This window comes from Motilibacter peucedani (assembly GCF_003634695.1).
In the GTDB taxonomy this organism is placed as follows: domain Bacteria; phylum Actinomycetota; class Actinomycetes; order Motilibacterales; family Motilibacteraceae; genus Motilibacter; species Motilibacter peucedani.
Map to the genome: position 1 here is coordinate 16,035 of NZ_RBWV01000011.1, position 19,047 is coordinate 35,081.

Genomic DNA, 19,047 nt, shown 5'->3' on the forward strand with positions numbered 1-19,047 from the left:
TCGGTCGCCGCTCCCCGGCGGGCGCCGCGTACGGTGCGGACCGTGAAGAGGCAGGCGGGCGTCGCCGCGGGCAACGCCGACACCGCGCGGGCCGCGGTCGAGGTGCTGCGAGCCGGTGGCACCGCCGTCGACGCGGTCGTGGCCGCCGGCTTCGCCTCGGCGGTCTCCGAGCTCACGCTCACCGGGCTCGGCGGCGGCGGCTTCCTGCTCGTCGACCGGCCGGGCGAGCGCCCGGTGGTGCTCGACGCCTTCGTCGCGGCGCCCGGGCGCGGAGCGCGGCGCGAGCCGGAGATGGCGCCGGTGACCGTGCACTTCGAGGACGCCGACCAGGTCTTCCACGCCGGGTGGGGCTCGGTCGCCGTGCCGGGCTGCCTCGACGGCTACCTCGCCGCCCACGCCCGGTGGGGAGTGCTGCCCCTCGCAGACGTCGTCGCGCCCGCCCGCCGGCTCGCGCTCGAGGGCAGCGTCCTCGACGGCATCCAGGCCGGCCTGCTCGTTCTGCTGCGCGAGATCCTGCTGCTCAGCGCGGAGGGCCGCGAGCTCGTGGCGCCGCGCGGCGAGCTGCTGGCTCGCGGGCAGCGGCTGCACAACGAGGCCTACGCCGCGCTGCTCGCCGAGGTGGCCGCGGGCCGCACCCGCAGCCTGGCCGACGCGCGCTGGGCCGCGCCGTTCGCGGCGGCGGCCGCCGCGGGCGGCGGTGTGCTCACGGTCGACGACCTCGAGGCGTACGCGGTGGTCGAGCGCGCCCCGCTGCACCTGGAGCACCCGGCCGCCGGCGTCGTGACCAACCCGCCGCCCTCGGTCGGCGGCTCCCGCGTCGTGAGCGCCCTCGCCGAGCTCGCGGGCAGCGGCGACGACGACGAGGGCGCCTGGGCGCACCGGCTGGCGGCCGCACTCGTACGCATCTCGGCCCGCGAGCCGGGCGCCGGACCGCAGGCGCTGCGCGGCACCACCCACGTCAGCGTCGTCGACGCCGACGGCACCGCCGCCTCGATGACGACCTCCAACGGCAGCTGCTCCGGCGTCTTCGTGCCCGGCACCGGCGTGCTGCTCAACAACATGATGGGCGAGCTCGACCTGCACCCCGAGGGCCTGCACGCGCTCGAGCCCGGCACCCGCATCGGCTCGATGACGGCGCCCACGGTCGTGCGGAGCGCCGACGGGTCCGTGACGGCGCTGGGCACCGGCGGCAGCGAGCGCATCCGCAGCACGATGACCTGCGTGCTCTCGCGCCTGCTCGACCGGGGGGCCGGGCTCGAGGACGCCGTGCGGGCACCGCGCCTGCACTGGGACGGCGGGCGGCTGCAGGTCGAGCCGGGACTCGCGGCCGACGTGGCGCGCGGGCTCGCCGACGCGTACGCGGTGCAGACCTGGGCGCGCCCCGACCTCTACTTCGGCGGGGTGCACGCCGTGCGCCGCTCCTCCGACGGCACCACGACCGCCGTCGGCGACGAGCGGCGCGGCGGGGTCGCGGCGGTCGTCGAGCTCTGAGCCGCGGTGCGCGAGGATCAGGGCATGACCAGCAGCGCCGTGACCGCCGTCAGCCGCGACGGGTCCCACCGGTTCAGCAAGCTCGTCGTCGAGGCGGTCCGGCTGGTCGAGGGGCTCGGCGTCGAGGGCGACTCGCACGCCGGCGCCACCGTGCAGCACCTGTCCCGCGTGCGGCGGGACCCGACGGCCCCCAACCTGCGCCAGGTGCACCTGATCGCCGCCGAGCTGCTCGAGGAGCTCGTCGCCGACGGCTTCGACGTCGGCCCCGGCCAGCTGGGCGAGAACGTCACGACGAGCGGGGTCGACCTGCTGGGCCTGCCGCGCGGCACGCGGCTGCGGCTGGGCGCCGACGCGGTCGTCGAGGTCACCGGGCTGCGCAACCCGTGCGTGCAGATCGAGCGCTTCCGCACCGGGCTGCTCGAGGTCGTGACGCCGCGCCGCCCCGACGGGAGCGTCGAGCGCCGGGCAGGCGTCATGTCCGTGGTGCTCGCGGGCGGCGAGGTGCGGCCCGGCGACCCGGTGGTGGTCGAGCTGCCGCCGGAGCCGTGGTCGCCGCTCGTGCCGGTCTGAGGCCTACTCCTGGCGGAGCGCGACGACGGGGTCGAGCCGACCGGCCCGCCGCGCCGGCGCGACGCCGAAGATGACGCCGACCGCGACCGAGACGCCGAACGCGAGCAGCGGCGACCACCAGCTGATGACAGCCGGCAGCGGGCTCACGTAGTCGACGAGCAGCGAGCCGCCTACCCCGACTCCGATGCCGACCACGCCGCCGACGGTGGTGAGCAGCACGGCCTCGGCGAGGAACTGGGCCAGGATGTCGCGCTGCCGGGCGCCCAGAGCCATGCGCAGGCCGATCTCCCGAGTCCGCTCGCGGACGCTCACCAGCATGATGTTGGAGACGCCGACGCCTCCGACGACCAGCGAGATCGCCGCGATGGCCGAGAGCACCAGGGTCAGCAGGCTGAGGATCGTGCCGACCGTGCCGAGGATCTGGGCCTGCGAGACCGCGGAGAACTCCTCGCCGGGGTACTCCTGCTGCAGCGCGGCCACCAGCTGCGGCTGCAGCCGGTCGACGTCGTCGCTGCGGGCCGCCTTGACGGCGAGCGCGTCGATGCGGCGCACACCGAAGAGCCGCTGCGCCGAGGTGACCGGCACGTGCACCTCGACGTCGCGGCTCACGCCGAAGGCCGAGCCCTGGCTGGCGAGCACGCCGATGACGCGGAAGCGCACGCCGCCGATCGTCACGAAGCGCCCGAGCGGCTCGCGGTCGGCGAAGAGCTGGTCGGCCACCGCCGAGCCGAGCACCGCGACCCGGCGCCGGGTGCTCACGTCCGTGGCGGAGAGGTAGACCCCGCGTCGCAGCGGCTCGTTGAAGACGAAGGGCACGTTCTGGTTGGTGCCGCTGACGGTCGCGAACACCGACTTGGCACCGGCGCGCACCTGCTCCCCCGAGGTCACCGTCACCGCGACCGCGCGCTTGTCGCCGACCACCCGCGCGAGCAGGTCGACGTCGGAGAGCTGCAGCCTGCTGACCGAGGGCGCGGCGCCGAACTGGAACTTGCCGGGCACCACGAGCAGGAGGTTCGACCCCAGTCCCTCGACCTGCTGCTCGACCTGCTGGCGGGCACCGCTGCCGATGGCGACGAGCAGCACCACCGCGCTGACGCCGACGACGACGCCGACCATCGTCAGCGCCGAGCGCAGCCGGTTCGCGCGCAGCGCGTCGAGGGCGACGCGCAGGGCCTCGAGCCCGGTCACGCCGGCACGCCGGTGTCGCGCTCGACGAGGCCGTCGCGTACGTGCACCTGCCGCCGTGCCCGCGCCGCGACCTCCAGGTCGTGGGTCACGAGCACCACCGCGACGCCGGACTCGACGTTGAGCCGCTCCAGGATCGCCATGACCTCGTGACCGGTGCGGGTGTCGAGGTTGCCGGTGGGCTCGTCGGCCAGCAGGATCCGCGGCTCGCCGACCAGCGCGCGGGCGATGGCGACGCGCTGCTGCTCGCCGCCGGAGAGCTGGGTGGGCCGGTGGTTGCGGCGCTCGGCGAGACCGACGCGGTCGAGGGCGGCGGCCGCCCGCGCCCGGCGCTCGGCCCCGGGCACACCTCGGTAGACCAGTGGGAGAGCCACGTTGTCGAGCGCACTCACCCGCGGCAGGAGGGCGAAGCTCTGGAAGACGAAGCCGATCGTGCGGTTGCGCAGCGACGCCAGCGCGGTGCCGTCGAGCCCCGAGGACTCCTCGCCGCCCACCTTGAGCGAGCCGGTCGTGGGCCGGTCGAGGCAGCCGAGCAGGTGCATGAGGGTCGACTTGCCCGAGCCGGAGGGGCCGACCACGGCGACGTACTCGCCCTCGTCGATGCGCAGCGACACCCCGCGCAGCGCCTGCACCGTCACGCCCTCGAGGGGGTAGTCCCTCGTGATCCCGACCGCCTCGATCGCGGGCGTGCTCATGCCACGTGCTGGCCGTCGTGCACGCGGTCGGCCCCGCTCACGACGACGCGCTCGCCCGCCTCCACGCCCGAGACGACCTGCACGAGGTCCTCGCCCTGCGCGCCCAGCGACACCATGCGCCGGCGCAGCTCGTGGCCCTCGGCGACCCAGACGGCGTCACGGTCGCCGACCTTGAAGACGGCGGCCGCGGGCACCGACACCGCGTCCTTCGCCGTGCGCACGCGCAGGTCGACGACGGCGCTCATGCCGGGGCGCGGCGTCGGCGCGTCGGAGCCGTCGGGCGTGACGGCGTCACCCAGCCGCAGGCGTACGCGGTAGGAGACGCTGCCCGCCGCGCTGGAGGCGGGGTTCGCCTCCACGGAGGTCACGGAGGCCTGGTACGTCGTGCCCGGCACCGCGTCCAGCTCCACGCCCGCGCGGGTGCCGCGCTGCACGAGCAGGATGTCGGTCTCGTCGACCTCGGCGCTCAGGCTCACGTCGGAGTCGTCGGTCACGGTCAGCAGGGACGCACCGCTGCTGACCGGCAGTCCCTCGGCGATCACGGGCGTGCCGGCGCCGCCGGAGGACCCGCCCGCCACCGCGCCGGCGGCGCTGCCGAGCAGGTCGCTCGCCTGGCCGGCCAGCCCGGAGGGCAGCGCGCTCAGCGCGTCGTCGAGGCCGCTCGTGCCGGATCCGGCACCGGCCGCGCCGAAGGTGACGACGCCCGCGACGGGCGCGCGGACGACCAGGCTGTCAACGGTCGACTGGGCGACGGCGATCGCGGCTCTCGTCTGCAGGCGCTGGGCGTCGACGAGTGCGGCGGCCGCGGAGGTCAGGCTGCTCGCACCGGCGTTGAGGCGGTCGAGCGAGTCCTGCGCCGCCTGCTGGGCGACGGCGAACTGCGACTCGGCCGAGGTGACGGTCGCCAGCGCCTGTGCCCGGGCGGCCGGGTCGGGGATCGCCTCGGCCGCGGCCCGCGCGCTCGCGAACCCGTCGGCCGCAGCCTTGGCCGTCGCTGCGGCCTGGCGCTGCACCGACGCGGGCGCGCGCAGGTCCACGGCGCCGGGGGTCGAGCGGGCCAGCTGGGCGTCGGCCTGGCGGGCCTGCTCGAGCCGGGCGCGGGCCGTCGGCGAGTCGATGCGGAGCAGCACCTGGCCCTGCTCGACGCGGGCGCCGTCGGCGACGCGCAGCTCGGCGACCGTGCCCTGCGCAGGGCTGGTCACCGTCACGGCGGCCCGGGCGACGACCTGGCCGGGCGCCTCGACGACCTCGCGCACCGTGGCACGTCCGACCGTGGCGAGCGTCGGCGAGGTCTCGTCACCGCCGGAGGTCACGGCCCACGCGGCGGCACCGACGAGGACGACGGCCGCCAACGGGACCGCGAGCACGGCGGCCCGGCGCTTCCCGCGGGACATGTCCACAGGCTACGTCGGCGCGGCGTGCCCCGCCCGCCCGCGCAGTGCGACCTCGCTCACGCGCACCTCGCCCTACCCGCACCCGCGATGATCATGGGCTCGTCCGCACGACACGCGGACGTGCCTCCTGAGAACCCCATGATCATCGTCAGGGCGAGGGGGTTGCGGCCGAGAGGTACATCGATGTACAACAGAGGTACACCACGACGGAGAGGGACACGATGACGCTCGAGACCATCGACCGCGAGGCCATCACCACCGCGATCACCCGCGACGGCATCACCGCGTGCAAGGGCGCGTTCAGCGTCGAGTGGGCCGACGCGATGCGCGAGGACATCCTCGCCGCGTTCGAGGAGGCCTCGGCCCGCGAGCACGGCGCCGTCGGCCGCGGCCCGAACCGCTACTACGTCGAGATCCACCCCGAGCAGCTGCGCGGCTTCGTCGACATCGTGATGCACCCGTGGTTCCGCGCGGTCAGCGAGAGCATCCTCGGCCCCGACTGGACCGTCGTCGAGCTCGGCTTCGACATCCCGTTCGCCGGCGCCATGAACCAGCCGTGGCACCGCGACTTCCCGGCGCCGGTCGAGACCTACCGCGACCACCGCCTCACCTCGCTCGCCTTCAACCTCACTGCGGTCGACACCGCCGAGGACATGGGCCCGTTCGAGATCGCCCCCGGCACGCAGTACGAGTCGGGCCTCGACTGGAAGCACCAGATGTTCCCCGACCGCGAGGAGTGGAGCCGCTTCGAGTCGCTCGCCCAGCGCAAGTACCCCCAGCGCGGCGACATCTCGGCCCGTTCGGCGCTGACGATCCACCGCGGCACGGCCAACCAGTCCGAGAAGAGCCGCCCGGTCCTGGTCGTCGGCGTCGACGCCCCCGGCGCCGGCCACGACGCCCTGCACGACACCGCCGTGACCAAGGGCTACTGGGCCGGCCTGCCCGAGGAGGTGCGCCAGCACCTGACGGCGCGCGTCGTGGACACGCTCACGCCCATCACGCAGAAGCACGACATCGAGGGCCTGGTGATGGGCGAGGCGTAGCCCTCAGCCGGCACCCATCTCGCGGCTGCGGTCGCGGGCCGCCTCGAGAGCGTCGAAGACGGCGGCCCGCAGACCGTGGGCCTCGAGCTGGCGCAGTGCCGCGATGGTCGTACCGCCGGGCGACGTGACCTGGTCCCTGAGCTCGGCGGCGCTGCGTCCGGAGTCGCGCAGCATGGCGGCCGCACCGTACGCCGTCTGCGCCACCAGCTCGCGCGCCATCGCGCGCGGCAGCCCGAGCAGCACGCCCGCGTCGACCATCGCCTCGGCGTAGAGGAAGTGGTAGGCCGGCCCGCTCCCGGCGAGCGCCGTCGCCGCGTCGAAGAGCGTCTCCTTGACCCGCACCGAGCGCCCGACCGGCGCCAGCAGCTCCTCGACCGTGGCCAGGTGCTGCTCGCCGGCGTACTGCCCGGCGGTCAGGACGTTCATCGCCTCACCCACGCTGATGGGCGTGTTGGGCATGACCCGCACGACGGGCACCGGCCGGTGCAGCCGCTCCTCGTAGAACCGGGTCGGCAGCCCTGCCGCGATGGAGACCAGCAGCGACTGCGGCGTGACCGCGTGCGCCAGCTCCTCGACGAGCCCGGCCATGTCGACCGGCTTCACGCCCAGCACGACGACGTCGGCGCCCGCCGCCTCCTCGGTGCTCACGGTGCGTACGCCGTGGCGCGCCAGCAGCTCGGCCGACCGCTCCTCGCGGCGGGTGGTCACGACGACGTCGCTCGCGGGCGTCCCGCTCCGGAGGAGGCCGGCGAGGATCGCCTCGCCCATCGTCCCTGCGCCCAGCACCGCGATCGAGGTCATGGCGGGAGCGTAGCCAGCCCCACGACGTCGTGGTGCCCCATGGCCCTGGGGCGGCGACCAGGGACCACGACGTCGTGGGTCAGGGGGTGCGCCGGCGCAGCGTCGCCGCGCCGAGGGCGAGCGCGAGGACGGTGGAGCCCACCACCACGAGGCAGTCGCGGGCCGCCGTGCCGCCGAAGCCCGTGCTGGTGGACAGCTCCCCCATCGCATCCGCGGCGTAGGTGAGCGGCAGCACGTCGCTGAGCAGCTCCAGCCCGCGCGCCATCTGCTCGCGCGGCGCGATCAGCCCGCACAGCAGCACCTGCGGCAGCACGACGGCGGGCAGGAACTGCACCGCCTGGAACTCGGTCGCCGCGAAGGCGCTGACGAGCAGGCCCAGCGCGACGCCCAGCAAGGCGTCGAGCACCGCGACGACCAGGAGAGACCAGACCGGTCCAGCGATGTCCAGTCCTAGGAGCTGCAGCGACACGACCGTCGCGATGACGCCCTGGAGCACGGCGACGACGGCGAAGCCCAGTGCATATCCTGCGATCAGGTCGAGCTTCGAGATGGGCATCGTCATGAGCCGCTCGAAGGTGCCCGACGTCCGCTCGCGCAGCGTGGCCACGCTCGTCACGAGGAACATGCTGACGAACGGGAAGATCCCGAGCAGGGCCGGCCCGACGCGGTCGAAGACGGCCGACTGCGACGAGAAGACCGCGGACAGCAGCCACAGCAGCACGCACGGGACGAGCAGGAGGAGGGCGACCGTACGCGGGTCGCGCCGGAGCTGCCGCAGCACCCGCAGCGCCGTGGCGGAGGTCCGGAGGACGCTCATACCAGCGCACCTCCCTGACGCTCGACGAGGGCGAGGAACGCGGACTCGACGTCGTCGGTCGAGGTGGTGGTGAGCAGCTCGGCCGCGCTGGCGTCGGCGAGGAAGCGCCCGTCCCGCATGAGGAGCAGCCGCTCGCAGCGCTCGGCCTCGTCCATGACGTGGCTCGAGACCAGCAGCGTGCAACCACCGCGTGCCAGTTCGCCGAACAGCTGCCACAGGTCGCGGCGCAGCACCGGGTCGAGGCCCACGGTCGGCTCGTCGAGCACCAGCAGCTCGGGGCGGCCGAGCAGTGCCGCCGCCAGCGAGACCCGCGCGCGCTCGCCCCCGGACAGGCGGCGTACGAGGGTGCCGGCGTGCCGCGAGAGGCCGACCGCCTCGACCACGTCCCGCACCTGGCCGGGCGGGGCTCCGAGCAGCACGGCGAAGTAGTCGAGGCCCTCGCGCACCGTCAGGTCGGCGTAGACGCTCGGCGCCTGGGTGACGTAGCCGACGCGGCTGCGCAGCTCGGGAGAGCCGGCCGGCGCGCCGAGGACGCGCACGGAGCCGGACTCGACGACCTGCGCACCGACCACGGCGCGCATCAGGGTCGACTTCCCGCAGCCGCTGGGGCCCAGCAGTCCGGTGATGGAGCCCGTGCGGACCGAGCAGCTGACGCCCGGCAGCACCGGCCGCCCACCGCGCCGGACCACGAGGTCGCGCACCTCCACCGCGTTATTCACCATGTGATGAATATTGACCCGCGGTGCGGGTCTGTCAAGGGACCTGCGGCCCCAGGTAGCGCTGCACGGTCGGGGCCACCAGGGCCACCACGTCCTCGTCGGTCGCGCCGGCCAGCGGCTCCACCGCCACCACGTGCCGCAGCAGCCCGAGCCCCACCAGCTGCGCGGCCGCCGCCTGCACGCGCAGCTCGGCGTCCGGGCCGTCGACCCGCGGGACCACGAGAGGCAGCAGCACCTCCCCGACGAAGCCGCGGAGCAGCTCGGCGCCCGTGGCGCTGCCGGTGGCGGCCGACAGCAGCGCGACGAAGGGACCGCGGCCGGCCGGGTCGGCCCAGACGCCCAGGAAGAAGCGCACCAGCCGCTCCCCCACCGACTCCCACGGCCCGTCGACCACTGCGGGCAGCGCCTGGCGGGGGTCGAAGGGCAGGTCCATCGCCGCGACGAAGACCTCCTCCTTGCCCGCGAAGTAGTGGTGCACCAGCGAGGGGTCCACACCGGCGGCTCGGGCGATCGCGCGCAGGCTCGCCCGGTCGTAGCCCTCGGCGCCGAAGACCTCGCGCGCGGCGGTGACGATGCGCTCGTAGGCGTCGGAGCCGCCCGCCGGGCGCCCCGGTCTCCTGCGAGGCGTGCCGGAGCCGGGCGGGCTCACTGCTGCAGCGCGTCGAGCCGGCGCAGGATGATGCCCTCGCGCAGCGCCCAGGGCGAGATCTCGAGCTCCTCGACGCCGAGCAGGTCCATCGCCGCGTGGGCGACGAGAGCCCCGGCGGCCAGCTGGGGTGCACGGTCCTCGCTGACCCCGGGCAGCGCCAGGCGCTTGCGCAGCGGCATGCCCGGCAGCCGCTCCGCCCAGTCGGCGAGGTCGTCGCGGCGCAGGACGCGGCGGACGTAGGGACCGTCGGCGTACGGCGCGGCGCCCGTGATCCGCGCCAGCGACCGGAACGTCTTCGACGAGCCCACCGCCCGGTCCGGTGCTCCCGCGAGCAGCACGTCGCGCACCTCGCGGCCGAGCTCCGCGCGGATGTGCTTGCGCAGCGCCTTCACGTCGGAGCTCGACGGCGGGTCGCCGTGCAGCCAGTCGCGCGTCAGCCGCCCGGCACCGAGCGGCACGCTGAAGGCAGTTGACGGGTCCTCGTCCATGCCCGCCGCGACCTCGAGGCTGCCGCCGCCGATGTCGAGGACGAGGAGCCGGCCGGCAGACCACCCGAACCACCGGCGTACGGCCAGGAACGTCAGCCGCGCCTCGTCACCTCCGGGCAGCACCTGCAGACGCACACCGGTCTCGGCGTGCACGCGGGCCAGCACGTCCTCGCCGTTCGGCGCCTCGCGGATCGCCGAGGTGGCGAACGCGAGCACCTCCGAGACGCCCTGGTCGTCGGCCATCCGGCACGAGTCCTGCACGAAGCTCAGCAGCGCGTCGGAGCCACCGGCGTTGATGCGCCCGTCGGCGTCGAGCTGCTCGGCCAGCCGCAGGGGCATCCGGTGCGAGAACGCCGGCAGCGGCCGGGCACCGGGGTGCGCGTCCACCACCAGCAGGTGGACGGTGTTGGACCCGACATCGAGGACTCCGAGGCGCACGCACAGGAGGGTACGCAGTGGCGCCGCCCCGACGAGCGCTGACCACGGTGCCCGCGACCGGCGCGGCTAGGGTGTGCGCGTGCCCGAGGTCTCCCTGGATTTCCCCCGCGCGTGGGTCGAGTTCGCCGACCCGGACGATGCGGAGCAGGTGTTCCGCTGCGACCTGACGTGGCTGACCTCGAGCTGGACGTGCATCTTCGGCTCGGGCTGCGCGGGCATCTACCGCGACCGGCCGCTCGACGGGTGCTGCACGCTGGGCGCCCACTTCGCCGACAAGGCCGACGAGAAGCGCGTCGCGGGGTTCGTCAAGCAGCTGACGCCGGCGACCTGGCAGCTGCACGGCAAGGGCCGCGCCCACTGGGTCGAGGTCGACGACGAAGGCGCCCGCAAGACCCGGGTCGTCGACGGCGCGTGCGTCTTCCTCAACCGGCCGGGCTTCGAGGGCGGCTACGGCTGCGCGCTCCACAGCCTCGCGCTCGAGCGCGGCATGGAGCCGCTCGAGACCAAGCCGGACGTGTGCTGGCAGCTGCCCGTGCGGCGCACCTACGAGCGGGTCGAGCGCCCCGACGGCACCGAGGTGCTCATCACCTCGATCGGCGAGTACGACCGCCGCGGGTGGGGCCCCGGCGGCCACGACCTCGACTGGTATTGCACCGGCAACACCGAGGCGCACGTCGGGCGGGAGCCGGTCTACGTGTCCTACGCCCCGGAGCTGCGCGAGCTGATGGGCGCCGCGGCGTACGCCGAGCTGGTGCGCCACTGCGAGGCGCGGCTCGCCTCGCCGCTGGTGATGGTGGCGCCGCACCCCGCCGACGCGACGGTCCGCTAGTCCACGACCGTGGGCAGCGAGGGGTCGAGCCACGAGCGGTGGCAGATCTCGAGCTCCTCGCGCGACACCCGCGCCAGCGAGAGCGGCGGCAGCTGGTCCATCGCGAACCACCCGACGTCGAGGATCTCCTTGGCGTCGCGCGTGCCGGTGCCGCGGTCGAGCACCTCGCACACGAAGAACAGCTTGTAGACGGTGACCGGCATGCGCGGTTCGTGGCCGCGGGTGTCGCGGTCGAGCAGGGCAGCGAGCCGCAGGGCGCGGGCTTCGACGCCGGCCTCCTCGGAGATCTCGCGCAGCGCGGAGCGCGTGGGCGGCTCGAGCGGGTCGCACCAGCCGCCGGGCGGGGTCCAGAGACCGTCGGAGCGCTCACGCACGAGGAGCACGCGGTCCCGGTCGTCGAAGACCACGCCGCGCACATCGACCTTGGGAGTGGCGTGGCCGCCGTCGGGGTCGACCAGTGGTGCGAGCTCCTCCATCGGTCCGGGGGTCACGAGCGCGCGCAGCGCCTCGGCGACGTCGGCCACCTGCGCGTAGCGGGCCCGGTCGAAGACGTCGCGGTTGTAGTGGAGCCCGGTCTGGGCGATGGCGGCCAGCTCGACCACCGCGCGCCGCACCGCCTCCCCCGCGTCCAGCTCGCCGTGCGGTCCGGACGCGGGTCCCTCGGGTGCTGCCACGCCGGCAAGTCTGCCGGGCGCCGGCTCAGCGCCGGGCGCGGACCCCCTGCACCACCAGCGCCGAGAGCGCCAGCACCGCGACGAACGCGCCGTAGACGACGACCGTCGGGTGCAGCCCGAACGAGGTCGTGGCGAAGCCCGCAGCGACGGCCGGCACGCTGAAGGCGACGTAGGAGATGACGAACGCGGCGGCGAACAGCTCGCCGCGCTCCTCGGGAGCGGCGATGCGGGCGAGGGTGCCGAAGCCGCCCAGCGCAGCGGCGCCGAAGCCGACACCGGCGACGACGGTGCCGACCGCTGCGACCACGTCGGAGCTCGCCTCGAAGCCGCCCAGCGTGACGAGCATGCCGACCAGGAGCAGGCCGGAGGCGATGGTGAGGATGCGGCCGAGCGACAGGCCGCGCAGGGTCACGGTCGCCACCGCGCCGACGCCGCACAGCAGCGTCACGACCAGACCGCCGACGAGGTGGCTGCTGAGGCCGAACTCCGCGACCGCGACCGACGGGCCGAGCGAGAGGTAGAGGCCGCCGAGGGCCCAGCTCGCCACGAGGACCGGCACGAGGCCCAGCACCTCGAGCCGCAGGCGCGGCGGCACGGCCACCCGGGGGCGCAGCGAGGCACGGGCGCCCGGGCGCAGCGTCGAGGTCTCCGGCAGCAGCCAGGCAGCGACCGCGGCGGCGGCGACGCCGGCCAGCAGCACCGCGTAGACCAGGTGCGTCGGCGCCGGCGCGTACTGCACCAGGGCTCCGCAGCCGAGCGAGCCGAGGGCGAGCCCGGCCAGCGGTGCAGCGCCGTTGACCACGCCGGCGCGCGTCGGGGCGTGCGCCGGGTTGAGGTCGGCGAGCGCGGCGCCCAGCGTGGTCATGGCCGCGCCGGTCGCGATGCCCTGGGCGACGCGGGCGACGGCGAGCACGGTGACGTTGCCGGCGCCGAGGAAGAGCCCGAGCGCCACTGCCTCGAGCGCGACGGCGGCGAGCAGCACCGGACGGCGGCCCACGTGGTCGGACAGGGCGCCGACGACGAGCAGCGAGCCCAGCAGGCCGGCGACGTAGACGGCGAAGACCACGGTCAGCGTCGTGGCGGAGAAGCCCCAGTCGTGCTGGTAGACGACGTAGAGCGGCGAGGGTGCGCTCGAGGCGGCCATGAAGAGGACCAGGGTCGCGGCGACGGCGACGAAGGCGGCGGGGTGCGCGAGCCGCGTGCGCCGCAGCGGCTCTCGGGTGCCGAGGTCGGTGCGGGCCGGCGTGGTGGCGGTGGACACGAGGTGCAGCTCCTTCGCGCAAAGATCGATGCGTTAAGGCCGACGCTAGCAGACGCAGCGATCAGTGCGATAGTGGAGAAGTGACGAGCATGCCAACAGCGCAGACCCTCGAAGAAGTCCCCGGCACTGCCCGCCCGGGCGGCCGGTCCGCGCGCGTGCGGGCAGCGGTGCACCGCGCGGTGGAGGAGCTGCTGGCCGAGCTGCCGCCCGACGCGCTCAGCGTCCCCCTCATCGCCGCCCGGGCCGGCGTGCACCCCACCACCGTCTACCGGCGCTGGCCCACGCTGGGCGACCTGCTCGCCGCGGTCGCGGCCAGCCGGTTCAGCGGCGACCTCGTCACCCCTGACACCGGCACGCTGCGCGGCGACCTCGAGACGTGGGTGTCCGACGTCGCGACCGACCTCGCCGACCCCGACGCGCTCGCGGTGATGCGCGCAGCCGTCGCCGCCGGCACGCAGGGTGGGTGCGCCTGCGTCGCCGACCGGCACGCCCAGCTCGCCGCGATGCTCGAGCGCGAGCAGGGCCGGGGTGGCTCCGCACCCGGCCTCGAGGCCGCCGTCGACTCGCTGCTCGCGCCCCTCTACTACCGCGCGATCTTCACCGAGGCCGCCGCGCCGCCCGACTGGGCGCGCGAGCGCGTCGACGCGCTGCTCGGCGCCCGCTCGTGAGCGCGGACTCCGCCACCTGCGCCGACCGGCCGGAGGGCGCGGCCTACGCGCTGGTGCCGGCGGCGTACGTCGTGCTGCGTCGCGGCGACGGGCCCGGTGAGGTGCTGCTGCAGCTGCGCCAGGGCACGGGCTACCTCGACGGGCACTGGGCGTGCGGCGCGGCCGGGCACGTCGAGGCCGGCGAGTCGGTCGTGCAGGCGGCGGTGCGCGAGGCGCGCGAGGAGCTCGGCGTCGAGCTGTCGCCCGACTCGCTGCGCCCGCTGTGCGGCATGCACCGCTCGGGCGGCACCGGCCTGGCCGTCGACGAGCGCGCCGACTTCTTCTTCGAGGCGCGCGAGTGGGCCGGCGAGCCGGCGCTGCAGGAGGCCGACCGGGCGGCCGACCTCCGGTGGTACGCGCTCGACGCGCTGCCGGAGCCGGTCGTGCCGCACGAGCGGCTCGTCCTCGAGCACCTGCTGCGCGGCACGCTGCCCGCGGTGCTCGCCGTCGGGTTCGAGCCCGCCGACGCTCGGCCCGTCGTCCACAGCGCGCCCGTCGCGGACCACCCTGTCGGTGGGAGCGCCTAGGGTCGGCGGCATGGCGACCAAGGCTGCGGCGAGGACGAAGGACCGGCCGGCCTACGCCTGCTCCGAGTGCGGCTGGACGACGGGCAAGTGGGTCGGCCGCTGCGGCGAGTGCTCGGCGTGGGGCACCGTGCAGGAGACCGGCCCGAAGGCTGCAGGCAACACCTCGGCCGGGCCCGTCTCCGCACCGGCCCGCCCGATCGCCGAGGTCGAGGTCGAGACGACGCGCGCCCGGCCCACCGGCATCGGCGAGCTCGACCGGGTGCTCGGCGGCGGCCTCGTGCCCGGGGCCGTCGTGCTGCTCGCCGGCGAGCCGGGGGTGGGCAAGTCGACGCTGCTGCTCGAGGTCGCGGCCCGCTGCGCGGCGCCCGACCGCCCGACGCTCTACGTCAGCGGGGAGGAGTCGGCCGGCCAGGTGCGGCTGCGCGCCGAGCGCGTCGACGCGCTCGACCCCCACCTGCTGCTCGCCGCCGAGACCGACCTCGGCGCGCTGCTGGGCCACGTCGACGCCGTCTCGCCGGCGCTGCTGGTCGTCGACTCGGTGCAGACGATCGCCTCGGCCGAGGTCGACGGCTCCGCCGGCGGCGTCTCCCAGGTCCGCGAGGTCGCGACGGCGGTCATCCGGGTGGCCAAGGAGCGCGGCATCGCCACCGTGCTCGTCGGCCACGTCACCAAGGACGGCAGCATCGCGGGCCCGCGCACGCTGGAGCACCTCGTCGACGTCGTGCTGCAGGTCGAGGGCGAGCGCTCCCACCCGCTGAGGCTGGTCCGTTCGGTCAAGAACCGCTACGGCCCCACCGACGAGGTCGGCTGCTTCGAGCTCGGCGAGAGCGGCACCACCGAGCTGGCAGACCCCAGCCGGCTGTTCGTCTCGCGCCACGAGGGCGACGTGCCCGGCACCTGCACGACCGTCGCGCTCGAGGGGCGTCGCCCGCTGCTGGCCGAGGTGCAGGCGCTGGTCGCCCCGTCCAAGCTGCCCAGCCCGCGGCGCACCACCAGCGGGCTCGAGGGCGCGCGGGTCGCGATGATCCTCGCCGTGCTCGAGCGCCGGGTGGGCGTGCGGCTGCACGACCAGGACGTCTACGTCGCGACGGTGGGCGGCGTACGCCTCGCCGAGCCCTCCTCCGACCTCGCCGTCGCCATCGCGGTCGTCAGCGCCCAGCACGACGCGCCCCTGCCGCAGACGCTCGTCGCCTTCGGCGAGATCGGGCTGGCCGGCGAGATCCGGCACGTCGCCGGCATCGAGCGCCGGCTCGCCGAGGCGGCCCGGCTGGGCGCCACGGTCGCGCTCGTGCCGCCGGGGTCCTTCGTCGCGCCCCCGGGCATGAAGACCTACCCGTGCGGCAACCTCATGGTCGCGGTCCAGCACGTGCTCGGCATCGGCGAGAAGGCCAAGAGCGCGCTCGCGGCGGGCATCGCGACCACCCCGGCTAGACTGTCGCTGATCCCAGCCGGCGACGGGTGACCCAGCGAGGAGACCAGTGGCAGCGAGCGACCGGCAGACGACGGACGACCCCCTGCGCTCCATCCTCGCGCTGCTCGCACCCGGCACCCAGCTGCGCGAAGGCCTCGAGCGCATCCTGCGCGGGCGCACCGGAGCCCTGGTCGTGCTCGGCTACGACCGCAACGTCGAGGCGCTGTGCACCGGCGGCTTCCAGCTCGACGTCGAGTTCTCCTCCACCCGCCTGCGCGAGCTGTCCAAGATGGACGGCGCCGTCGTCTGCGACGCCGAGGTCACCAAGATCCTGCGCGCCGCCGTGCAGCTCGTGCCCGACCCCTCGATCCCGACCGAGGAGTCCGGCACCCGGCACCGCACAGCCGAGCGGGTGGCCCGCCAGCTCGGCGTGCCGGTCGTCTCGGTGAGCCAGTCGATGTCGATGGTGGCGCTCTACGCCGCCGGCCGGCGCTACGTGCTCGAGGACTCCACCCAGATCCTGAGCCGGGCCAACCAGGCGCTCGCGACCCTCGAGCGCTACAAGCTGCGCCTCGACGAGGTCTCCGGCACGCTGTCGGCGCTCGAGATCGAGGACCTCGTCACCGCCCGCGACGTCAGCACGGTCGTGCAGCGCCTCGAGATGGTCCGCAAGATCGCCCACGAGATCGAGGGCTACGTCGTCGAGCTCGGCACCGACGGGCGCCTGCTCTCGCTCCAGCTCGAGGAGCTGGTGGCCGGCGTCGACGCCGACCGCGAGCTCGTCGCCCGCGACTACCTCCCGTCGGGGCGCCGGGCGCGCACCGTCGAGGACGTGCTCACCGAGCTCGACGGCCTCGACGCCGCCGGCCTGCTCGACCTGGCGGCCATCGCCCGGGCCATCGGCTTCGGCACCGCCGGCGACGGGCTCGACGCCGCGGTCAGCCCGCGGGGCTACCGCCTGCTCGCCAAGGTCCCCCGCCTGCCGGCCACGGTGGTCGACCGGCTGGTCGAGCACTTCGCCAGCCTGCAGAAGCTGCTCGCCGCCAACATCGACGACCTGCAGGCCGTCGAGGGCGTGGGCGAGTCGCGCGCCCGCACGGTGCGCGAGGGCCTCTCCCGCCTGGCCGAGTCCTCGATCCTCGAGCGCTACGTCTGACGGTCGGGCGCCCGCGCTCGGTCAGCTCGGGGGTGCGAGCCCCGACAGCGCCGGCAGGTCGACGTAGAACACCCGCCCGGCGGCCCCGCCCGAGCGGCGCAGCACCGCCTGCACGTAGACCGGCATCGGCTCGTCGGGCAGCGTCTCGTCGAGCTCGAGCGCCTCGTCGTCGACGACCGCGAACACGCCGTCCACGACCACGCCGACCTCGCCCCCGGGCATCACCAGCACGTCGGCGCGGGCCTCGTGCTCGCGCAGGTCGACCAGCGGGAGCCGTTGGCCCTCGTGCTGCATGCCCGCGGTGATGGGCGCCCGGAGCCCGGACAGCGGGGCGACCTCGGCGTCGCGGACGATGCCGTCGACCTCGTCGTCGCGCACCGTCATCACGCGCTGGCCGACGAGGAACGTGACCCACTGCCCCACGCCGACTCCTCCTGTCACGACTGCTGGAGCAGGCAGCGTACGCGGCGCTCCTGCGCCCCTCGTCAGCGGAGGACGAAGCGCTTGGGCGCGCTGGTGAGCGTCCCCACGCGGGCGGTCACCGTGTAGGTGCCGGCCTTGGCGCGCGCCCGGCCCGGCCCGCACTTGCCCGGCCCGGAGCGCTTGCCCGACCAGGTCACCGAGCGCGGCGTGAACGTCGTGCCGGCGGCCAGGGTGCGCACCGACGAGCTGCCCTTCGAGGTGCAGTCGTCGGAGTTCCAGATGCGGTCGGGACCCGAGCGGACCTCGAGCGAGAGCGCGGCGGTGCCGACGTCGCGCGTGCACGGGGTCGAAGAGTTGTTGGTGACGGTGAACGAGAGCCGAGGGGTGGCGCCCGCGCGGTAGGCGCTGGCGTCGGTGCCGACCACGACGCGGAGCTGGCGGTCGGAGCAGGTGCCGCCGGGCGCCGGCGTGGCCGCGGGCGTGGCGCCGGGCGTGCTGCTCGGCGCGGTGGACGGGCCGCCCGACGGGTCCGCCGCCGCGGAGGCGTCGGCGCCGCTGCTGGGCGCGGCCGACGGGTCGTCGAGCCCGCCGCCGAGCGCGGAGCCGGTGGAGGCCGCCGGCGTCGAGGAGTCCGCCGTCGGGTCCGCCGACGCGTCCTTCCCGCCGCCTGCGCCGGTGCACGCCTTCAGCAGCACGACGAGCACGACCAGCACGCCTGCGACCACCAGCGCGCGGCGCCGCCAGTAGACGTTCGGCGGCTCGGGGCCGACCGGTTGCAGGACCACGAGCGGAGGCTAGGGCTCGCGCGCGGGCGCGGTGCGCTCCCACGCCGTACGATCCGACGCGCCATGCCTGTCTCACCCCTGCACGCGCCGCTGCTCGACTGGTACGCCGCGCACGCCCGCGACCTGCCGTGGCGCCAGCCGGGCGTGAGCGCCTGGGACGTGCTGGTCAGCGAGGTCATGCTGCAGCAGACGCCGGTCGCGCGGGTGCTGCCCGTGTGGCTGGAGTGGACGGCGCGCTGGCCGACTGCGGCGGCGCTCGCCGCCGAGGCGCCCGGCGAGGCCGTGCGCGCGTGGGGCCGGCTCGGCTACCCGCGCCGGGCGCTGCGGCTGCACGCCGCGGCGGTGGTCGTGACCGAGCAGCACGGCGGCGAGCTGCCCGACGAGCTGGCGGCACTGCGTACGCTGCCGGGCGTCGGCGCCTACACCGCGGCCGCGGTGCTCTCGTTCGCCCACGGACGGCGCCACGCCGTGCTCGACACCAACGTGCGCCGGGTGCTCGCGCGGGTGGGCGACGGCGTCGAGAACGCCGGCCCGAGCGCCACCGCGGCGGAGTACGCGCGCGCCGAGGCGCTCTTGCCCGACGACCCGGGCGAGGCCGCCCGCTGGGCGGTCGCCACGATGGAGCTCGGTGCGCTGGTCTGCACCGCCCGGGCACCGCGGTGCTCCGAGTGCCCGGTCGCCGACGCCTGCCGGTGGCGGGCCGCCGGCTACCCCGCTGCCCAGACGCAGGCGCGGCGGCCGCAGGCGTTCGCCGGCACCGACCGCCAGGTGCGCGGGCGGCTGATGGCGGTGCTGCGCACGGCGTCGGAGCCGGTGCCGCGCGACCTGCTCGACGAGGCCTGGCACCTGCCCGAGCAGCGCGAGCGCGCGCTCGCCGCCCTGGCCGCCGACGGGCTGGCGAGCGAGCTGCCCGACGGGCGGTGGTGCCTGCCGGGCACGCACGGGCCGGCTGCAGCAGGGGTGGCACCCGCCGGAGCGGGGTAG

Annotated in this window: 21 protein-coding genes; 9 read left to right on the forward strand and 12 right to left on the reverse strand. The window is 75.5% G+C overall.

The window, feature by feature from the left end; all coding sequences use genetic code 11:
• The first annotated feature begins 42 nt into the window (after window positions 1-42).
• The gene (locus tag CLV35_RS08305; RefSeq protein WP_183061880.1) at window positions 43-1,491 is read left to right on the forward strand and encodes a gamma-glutamyltransferase; all 1,449 of its coding nucleotides are present in this window, start codon (window positions 43-45) and stop codon (window positions 1,489-1,491) included.
• A 24-nt stretch (window positions 1,492-1,515) separates the two neighbouring features.
• Window positions 1,516-2,061 carry an MOSC domain-containing protein gene (locus tag CLV35_RS08310; RefSeq protein WP_121193038.1) on the forward strand — a complete coding sequence of 182 codons (546 nt, stop codon included), beginning with the start codon at window positions 1,516-1,518 and terminating at the stop codon, window positions 2,059-2,061.
• Window positions 2,062-2,064: 3 nt separating this feature from the next.
• On the opposite strand, the gene CLV35_RS08315 is transcribed toward CLV35_RS08310, so the two are convergent.
• From CLV35_RS08315 to CLV35_RS08325, 3 genes are read right to left on the reverse strand one after another with little or no spacing between them, the layout of a single operon-like run.
• Window positions 2,065-3,249, reverse strand: a complete 1,185-nt coding sequence (locus CLV35_RS08315) for an ABC transporter permease (RefSeq protein ID WP_121193039.1) — start codon at window positions 3,247-3,249, stop codon at window positions 2,065-2,067.
• Window positions 3,246-3,941, reverse strand: a complete 696-nt coding sequence (locus CLV35_RS08320; RefSeq protein ID WP_121193040.1) for an ABC transporter ATP-binding protein — start codon at window positions 3,939-3,941, stop codon at window positions 3,246-3,248. Before CLV35_RS08320 ends, CLV35_RS08315 begins: the two co-directional genes overlap by 4 nt.
• Window positions 3,938-5,335, reverse strand: coding sequence for an efflux RND transporter periplasmic adaptor subunit (locus tag CLV35_RS08325; protein WP_147431909.1), 1,398 nt, complete (start codon window positions 5,333-5,335; stop codon window positions 3,938-3,940). Before CLV35_RS08325 ends, CLV35_RS08320 begins: the two co-directional genes overlap by 4 nt.
• Window positions 5,336-5,556: 221 nt before the next feature.
• Between CLV35_RS08325 and CLV35_RS08330 the strand changes: the two genes are divergently transcribed.
• Window positions 5,557-6,378, forward strand: a complete 822-nt coding sequence (locus CLV35_RS08330; protein WP_121193042.1) for a phytanoyl-CoA dioxygenase family protein — start codon at window positions 5,557-5,559, stop codon at window positions 6,376-6,378.
• A 3-nt stretch (window positions 6,379-6,381) separates the two neighbouring features.
• Here CLV35_RS08330 and proC read toward each other — a convergent pair whose 3' ends face one another.
• The 5 genes from proC to CLV35_RS08355 all read right to left on the reverse strand — a co-directional run bounded on the left by proC (window position 6,382) and on the right by CLV35_RS08355 (window position 10,290).
• Window positions 6,382-7,179: a pyrroline-5-carboxylate reductase gene (gene proC / locus CLV35_RS08335; protein ID WP_121193043.1), complete on the reverse strand. Its 798-nt coding sequence runs from the start codon at window positions 7,177-7,179 to the stop codon at window positions 6,382-6,384.
• Between the two features lie 79 nt (window positions 7,180-7,258).
• Window positions 7,259-7,996 carry an ABC transporter permease gene (locus tag CLV35_RS08340; protein WP_121193044.1) on the reverse strand — a complete coding sequence of 246 codons (738 nt, stop codon included), beginning with the start codon at window positions 7,994-7,996 and terminating at the stop codon, window positions 7,259-7,261.
• Window positions 7,993-8,718, reverse strand: a complete 726-nt coding sequence (locus tag CLV35_RS08345; RefSeq protein ID WP_121193045.1) for an ABC transporter ATP-binding protein — start codon at window positions 8,716-8,718, stop codon at window positions 7,993-7,995. Before CLV35_RS08345 ends, CLV35_RS08340 begins: the two co-directional genes overlap by 4 nt.
• A gap of 31 nt (window positions 8,719-8,749) precedes the next feature.
• Window positions 8,750-9,364, reverse strand: coding sequence for a TetR/AcrR family transcriptional regulator (locus CLV35_RS08350; protein ID WP_121193046.1), 615 nt, complete (start codon window positions 9,362-9,364; stop codon window positions 8,750-8,752).
• The gene (locus tag CLV35_RS08355) at window positions 9,361-10,290 is read right to left on the reverse strand and encodes a Ppx/GppA phosphatase family protein (protein WP_121193047.1); all 930 of its coding nucleotides are present in this window, start codon (window positions 10,288-10,290) and stop codon (window positions 9,361-9,363) included. The genes CLV35_RS08350 and CLV35_RS08355 overlap by 4 nt, the downstream gene beginning before the upstream one ends.
• Before the next feature lie 79 nt (window positions 10,291-10,369).
• On the opposite strand from CLV35_RS08355, the gene CLV35_RS08360 reads away from it, so the two are divergent.
• Window positions 10,370-11,119: a hypothetical protein gene (locus tag CLV35_RS08360; RefSeq protein WP_121193472.1), complete on the forward strand. Its 750-nt coding sequence runs from the start codon at window positions 10,370-10,372 to the stop codon at window positions 11,117-11,119.
• Here CLV35_RS08360 and CLV35_RS08365 read toward each other — a convergent pair.
• Entirely contained in the window at window positions 11,116-11,793 is a 678-nt protein-coding gene (locus CLV35_RS08365) for an NUDIX hydrolase N-terminal domain-containing protein (protein WP_231121619.1), read from the reverse strand. The genes CLV35_RS08360 and CLV35_RS08365 overlap by 4 nt on opposite strands.
• A gap of 25 nt (window positions 11,794-11,818) precedes the next feature.
• Window positions 11,819-13,054 (reverse strand): MFS transporter, encoded by a 1,236-nt coding sequence (locus CLV35_RS08370; RefSeq protein ID WP_231121620.1) that lies wholly within the window; start codon window positions 13,052-13,054, stop codon window positions 11,819-11,821.
• A gap of 89 nt (window positions 13,055-13,143) precedes the next feature.
• Here CLV35_RS08370 and CLV35_RS08375 point away from each other — a divergent pair, with 89 nt between their 5' ends.
• Genes CLV35_RS08375 through disA form a run of 4 tightly spaced genes read left to right on the forward strand, consistent with a single transcriptional unit; the run spans window position 13,144 to window position 16,855 of the window.
• Window positions 13,144-13,722 (forward strand): TetR/AcrR family transcriptional regulator, encoded by a 579-nt coding sequence (locus CLV35_RS08375; RefSeq protein ID WP_121193475.1) that lies wholly within the window; start codon window positions 13,144-13,146, stop codon window positions 13,720-13,722.
• Entirely contained in the window at window positions 13,719-14,288 is a 570-nt protein-coding gene (locus CLV35_RS08380; RefSeq protein ID WP_121193048.1) for an NUDIX hydrolase, read from the forward strand. Before CLV35_RS08375 ends, CLV35_RS08380 begins: the two co-directional genes overlap by 4 nt.
• Window positions 14,289-14,298: 10 nt before the next feature.
• Window positions 14,299-15,750 (forward strand): DNA repair protein RadA, encoded by a 1,452-nt coding sequence (radA, locus tag CLV35_RS08385; RefSeq protein WP_121193049.1) that lies wholly within the window; start codon window positions 14,299-14,301, stop codon window positions 15,748-15,750.
• 16 nt (window positions 15,751-15,766) lie between these two features.
• Window positions 15,767-16,855 (forward strand): DNA integrity scanning diadenylate cyclase DisA, encoded by a 1,089-nt coding sequence (gene disA, locus CLV35_RS08390; RefSeq protein WP_121193050.1) that lies wholly within the window; start codon window positions 15,767-15,769, stop codon window positions 16,853-16,855.
• Between the two features lie 21 nt (window positions 16,856-16,876).
• Here disA and CLV35_RS08395 read toward each other — a convergent pair whose 3' ends face one another.
• Window positions 16,877-17,278: a hypothetical protein gene (locus tag CLV35_RS08395; RefSeq protein WP_121193051.1), complete on the reverse strand. Its 402-nt coding sequence runs from the start codon at window positions 17,276-17,278 to the stop codon at window positions 16,877-16,879.
• Window positions 17,279-17,340: 62 nt separating this feature from the next.
• Window positions 17,341-18,063: a hypothetical protein gene (locus CLV35_RS08400; RefSeq protein ID WP_121193052.1), complete on the reverse strand. Its 723-nt coding sequence runs from the start codon at window positions 18,061-18,063 to the stop codon at window positions 17,341-17,343.
• A 63-nt stretch (window positions 18,064-18,126) separates the two neighbouring features.
• Between CLV35_RS08400 and CLV35_RS08405 the strand changes: the two genes are divergently transcribed.
• A complete protein-coding gene (locus CLV35_RS08405; protein ID WP_121193053.1) occupies window positions 18,127-19,047 on the forward strand; it encodes an HhH-GPD family protein in 921 nt (306 codons plus the stop codon).

What these genes read in the sequence shown, in the direction of transcription:
- CLV35_RS08310 (WP_121193038.1), top strand. Translation starts at nt 1,516, where the DNA reads ATGACCAGCAGCGCCGTGACCGCCGTCAGCCGCGACGGGTCCCACCGG.
- CLV35_RS08320 (WP_121193040.1), bottom strand. Translation starts at nt 3,941, where the DNA reads ATGAGCACGCCCGCGATCGAGGCGGTCGGGATCACGAGGGACTACCCC.
- CLV35_RS08325 (WP_147431909.1), bottom strand. Translation starts at nt 5,335, where the DNA reads ATGTCCCGCGGGAAGCGCCGGGCCGCCGTGCTCGCGGTCCCGTTGGCG.
- CLV35_RS08330 (WP_121193042.1), top strand. Translation starts at nt 5,557, where the DNA reads ATGACGCTCGAGACCATCGACCGCGAGGCCATCACCACCGCGATCACC.
- proC (WP_121193043.1), bottom strand. Translation starts at nt 7,179, where the DNA reads ATGACCTCGATCGCGGTGCTGGGCGCAGGGACGATGGGCGAGGCGATC.
- CLV35_RS08340 (WP_121193044.1), bottom strand. Translation starts at nt 7,996, where the DNA reads ATGAGCGTCCTCCGGACCTCCGCCACGGCGCTGCGGGTGCTGCGGCAG.
- CLV35_RS08345 (WP_121193045.1), bottom strand. Translation starts at nt 8,718, where the DNA reads ATGGTGAATAACGCGGTGGAGGTGCGCGACCTCGTGGTCCGGCGCGGT.
- CLV35_RS08375 (WP_121193475.1), top strand. Translation starts at nt 13,144, where the DNA reads ATGCCAACAGCGCAGACCCTCGAAGAAGTCCCCGGCACTGCCCGCCCG.
- radA (WP_121193049.1), top strand. Translation starts at nt 14,299, where the DNA reads ATGGCGACCAAGGCTGCGGCGAGGACGAAGGACCGGCCGGCCTACGCC.
- CLV35_RS08405 (WP_121193053.1), top strand. Translation starts at nt 18,127, where the DNA reads ATGCCTGTCTCACCCCTGCACGCGCCGCTGCTCGACTGGTACGCCGCG.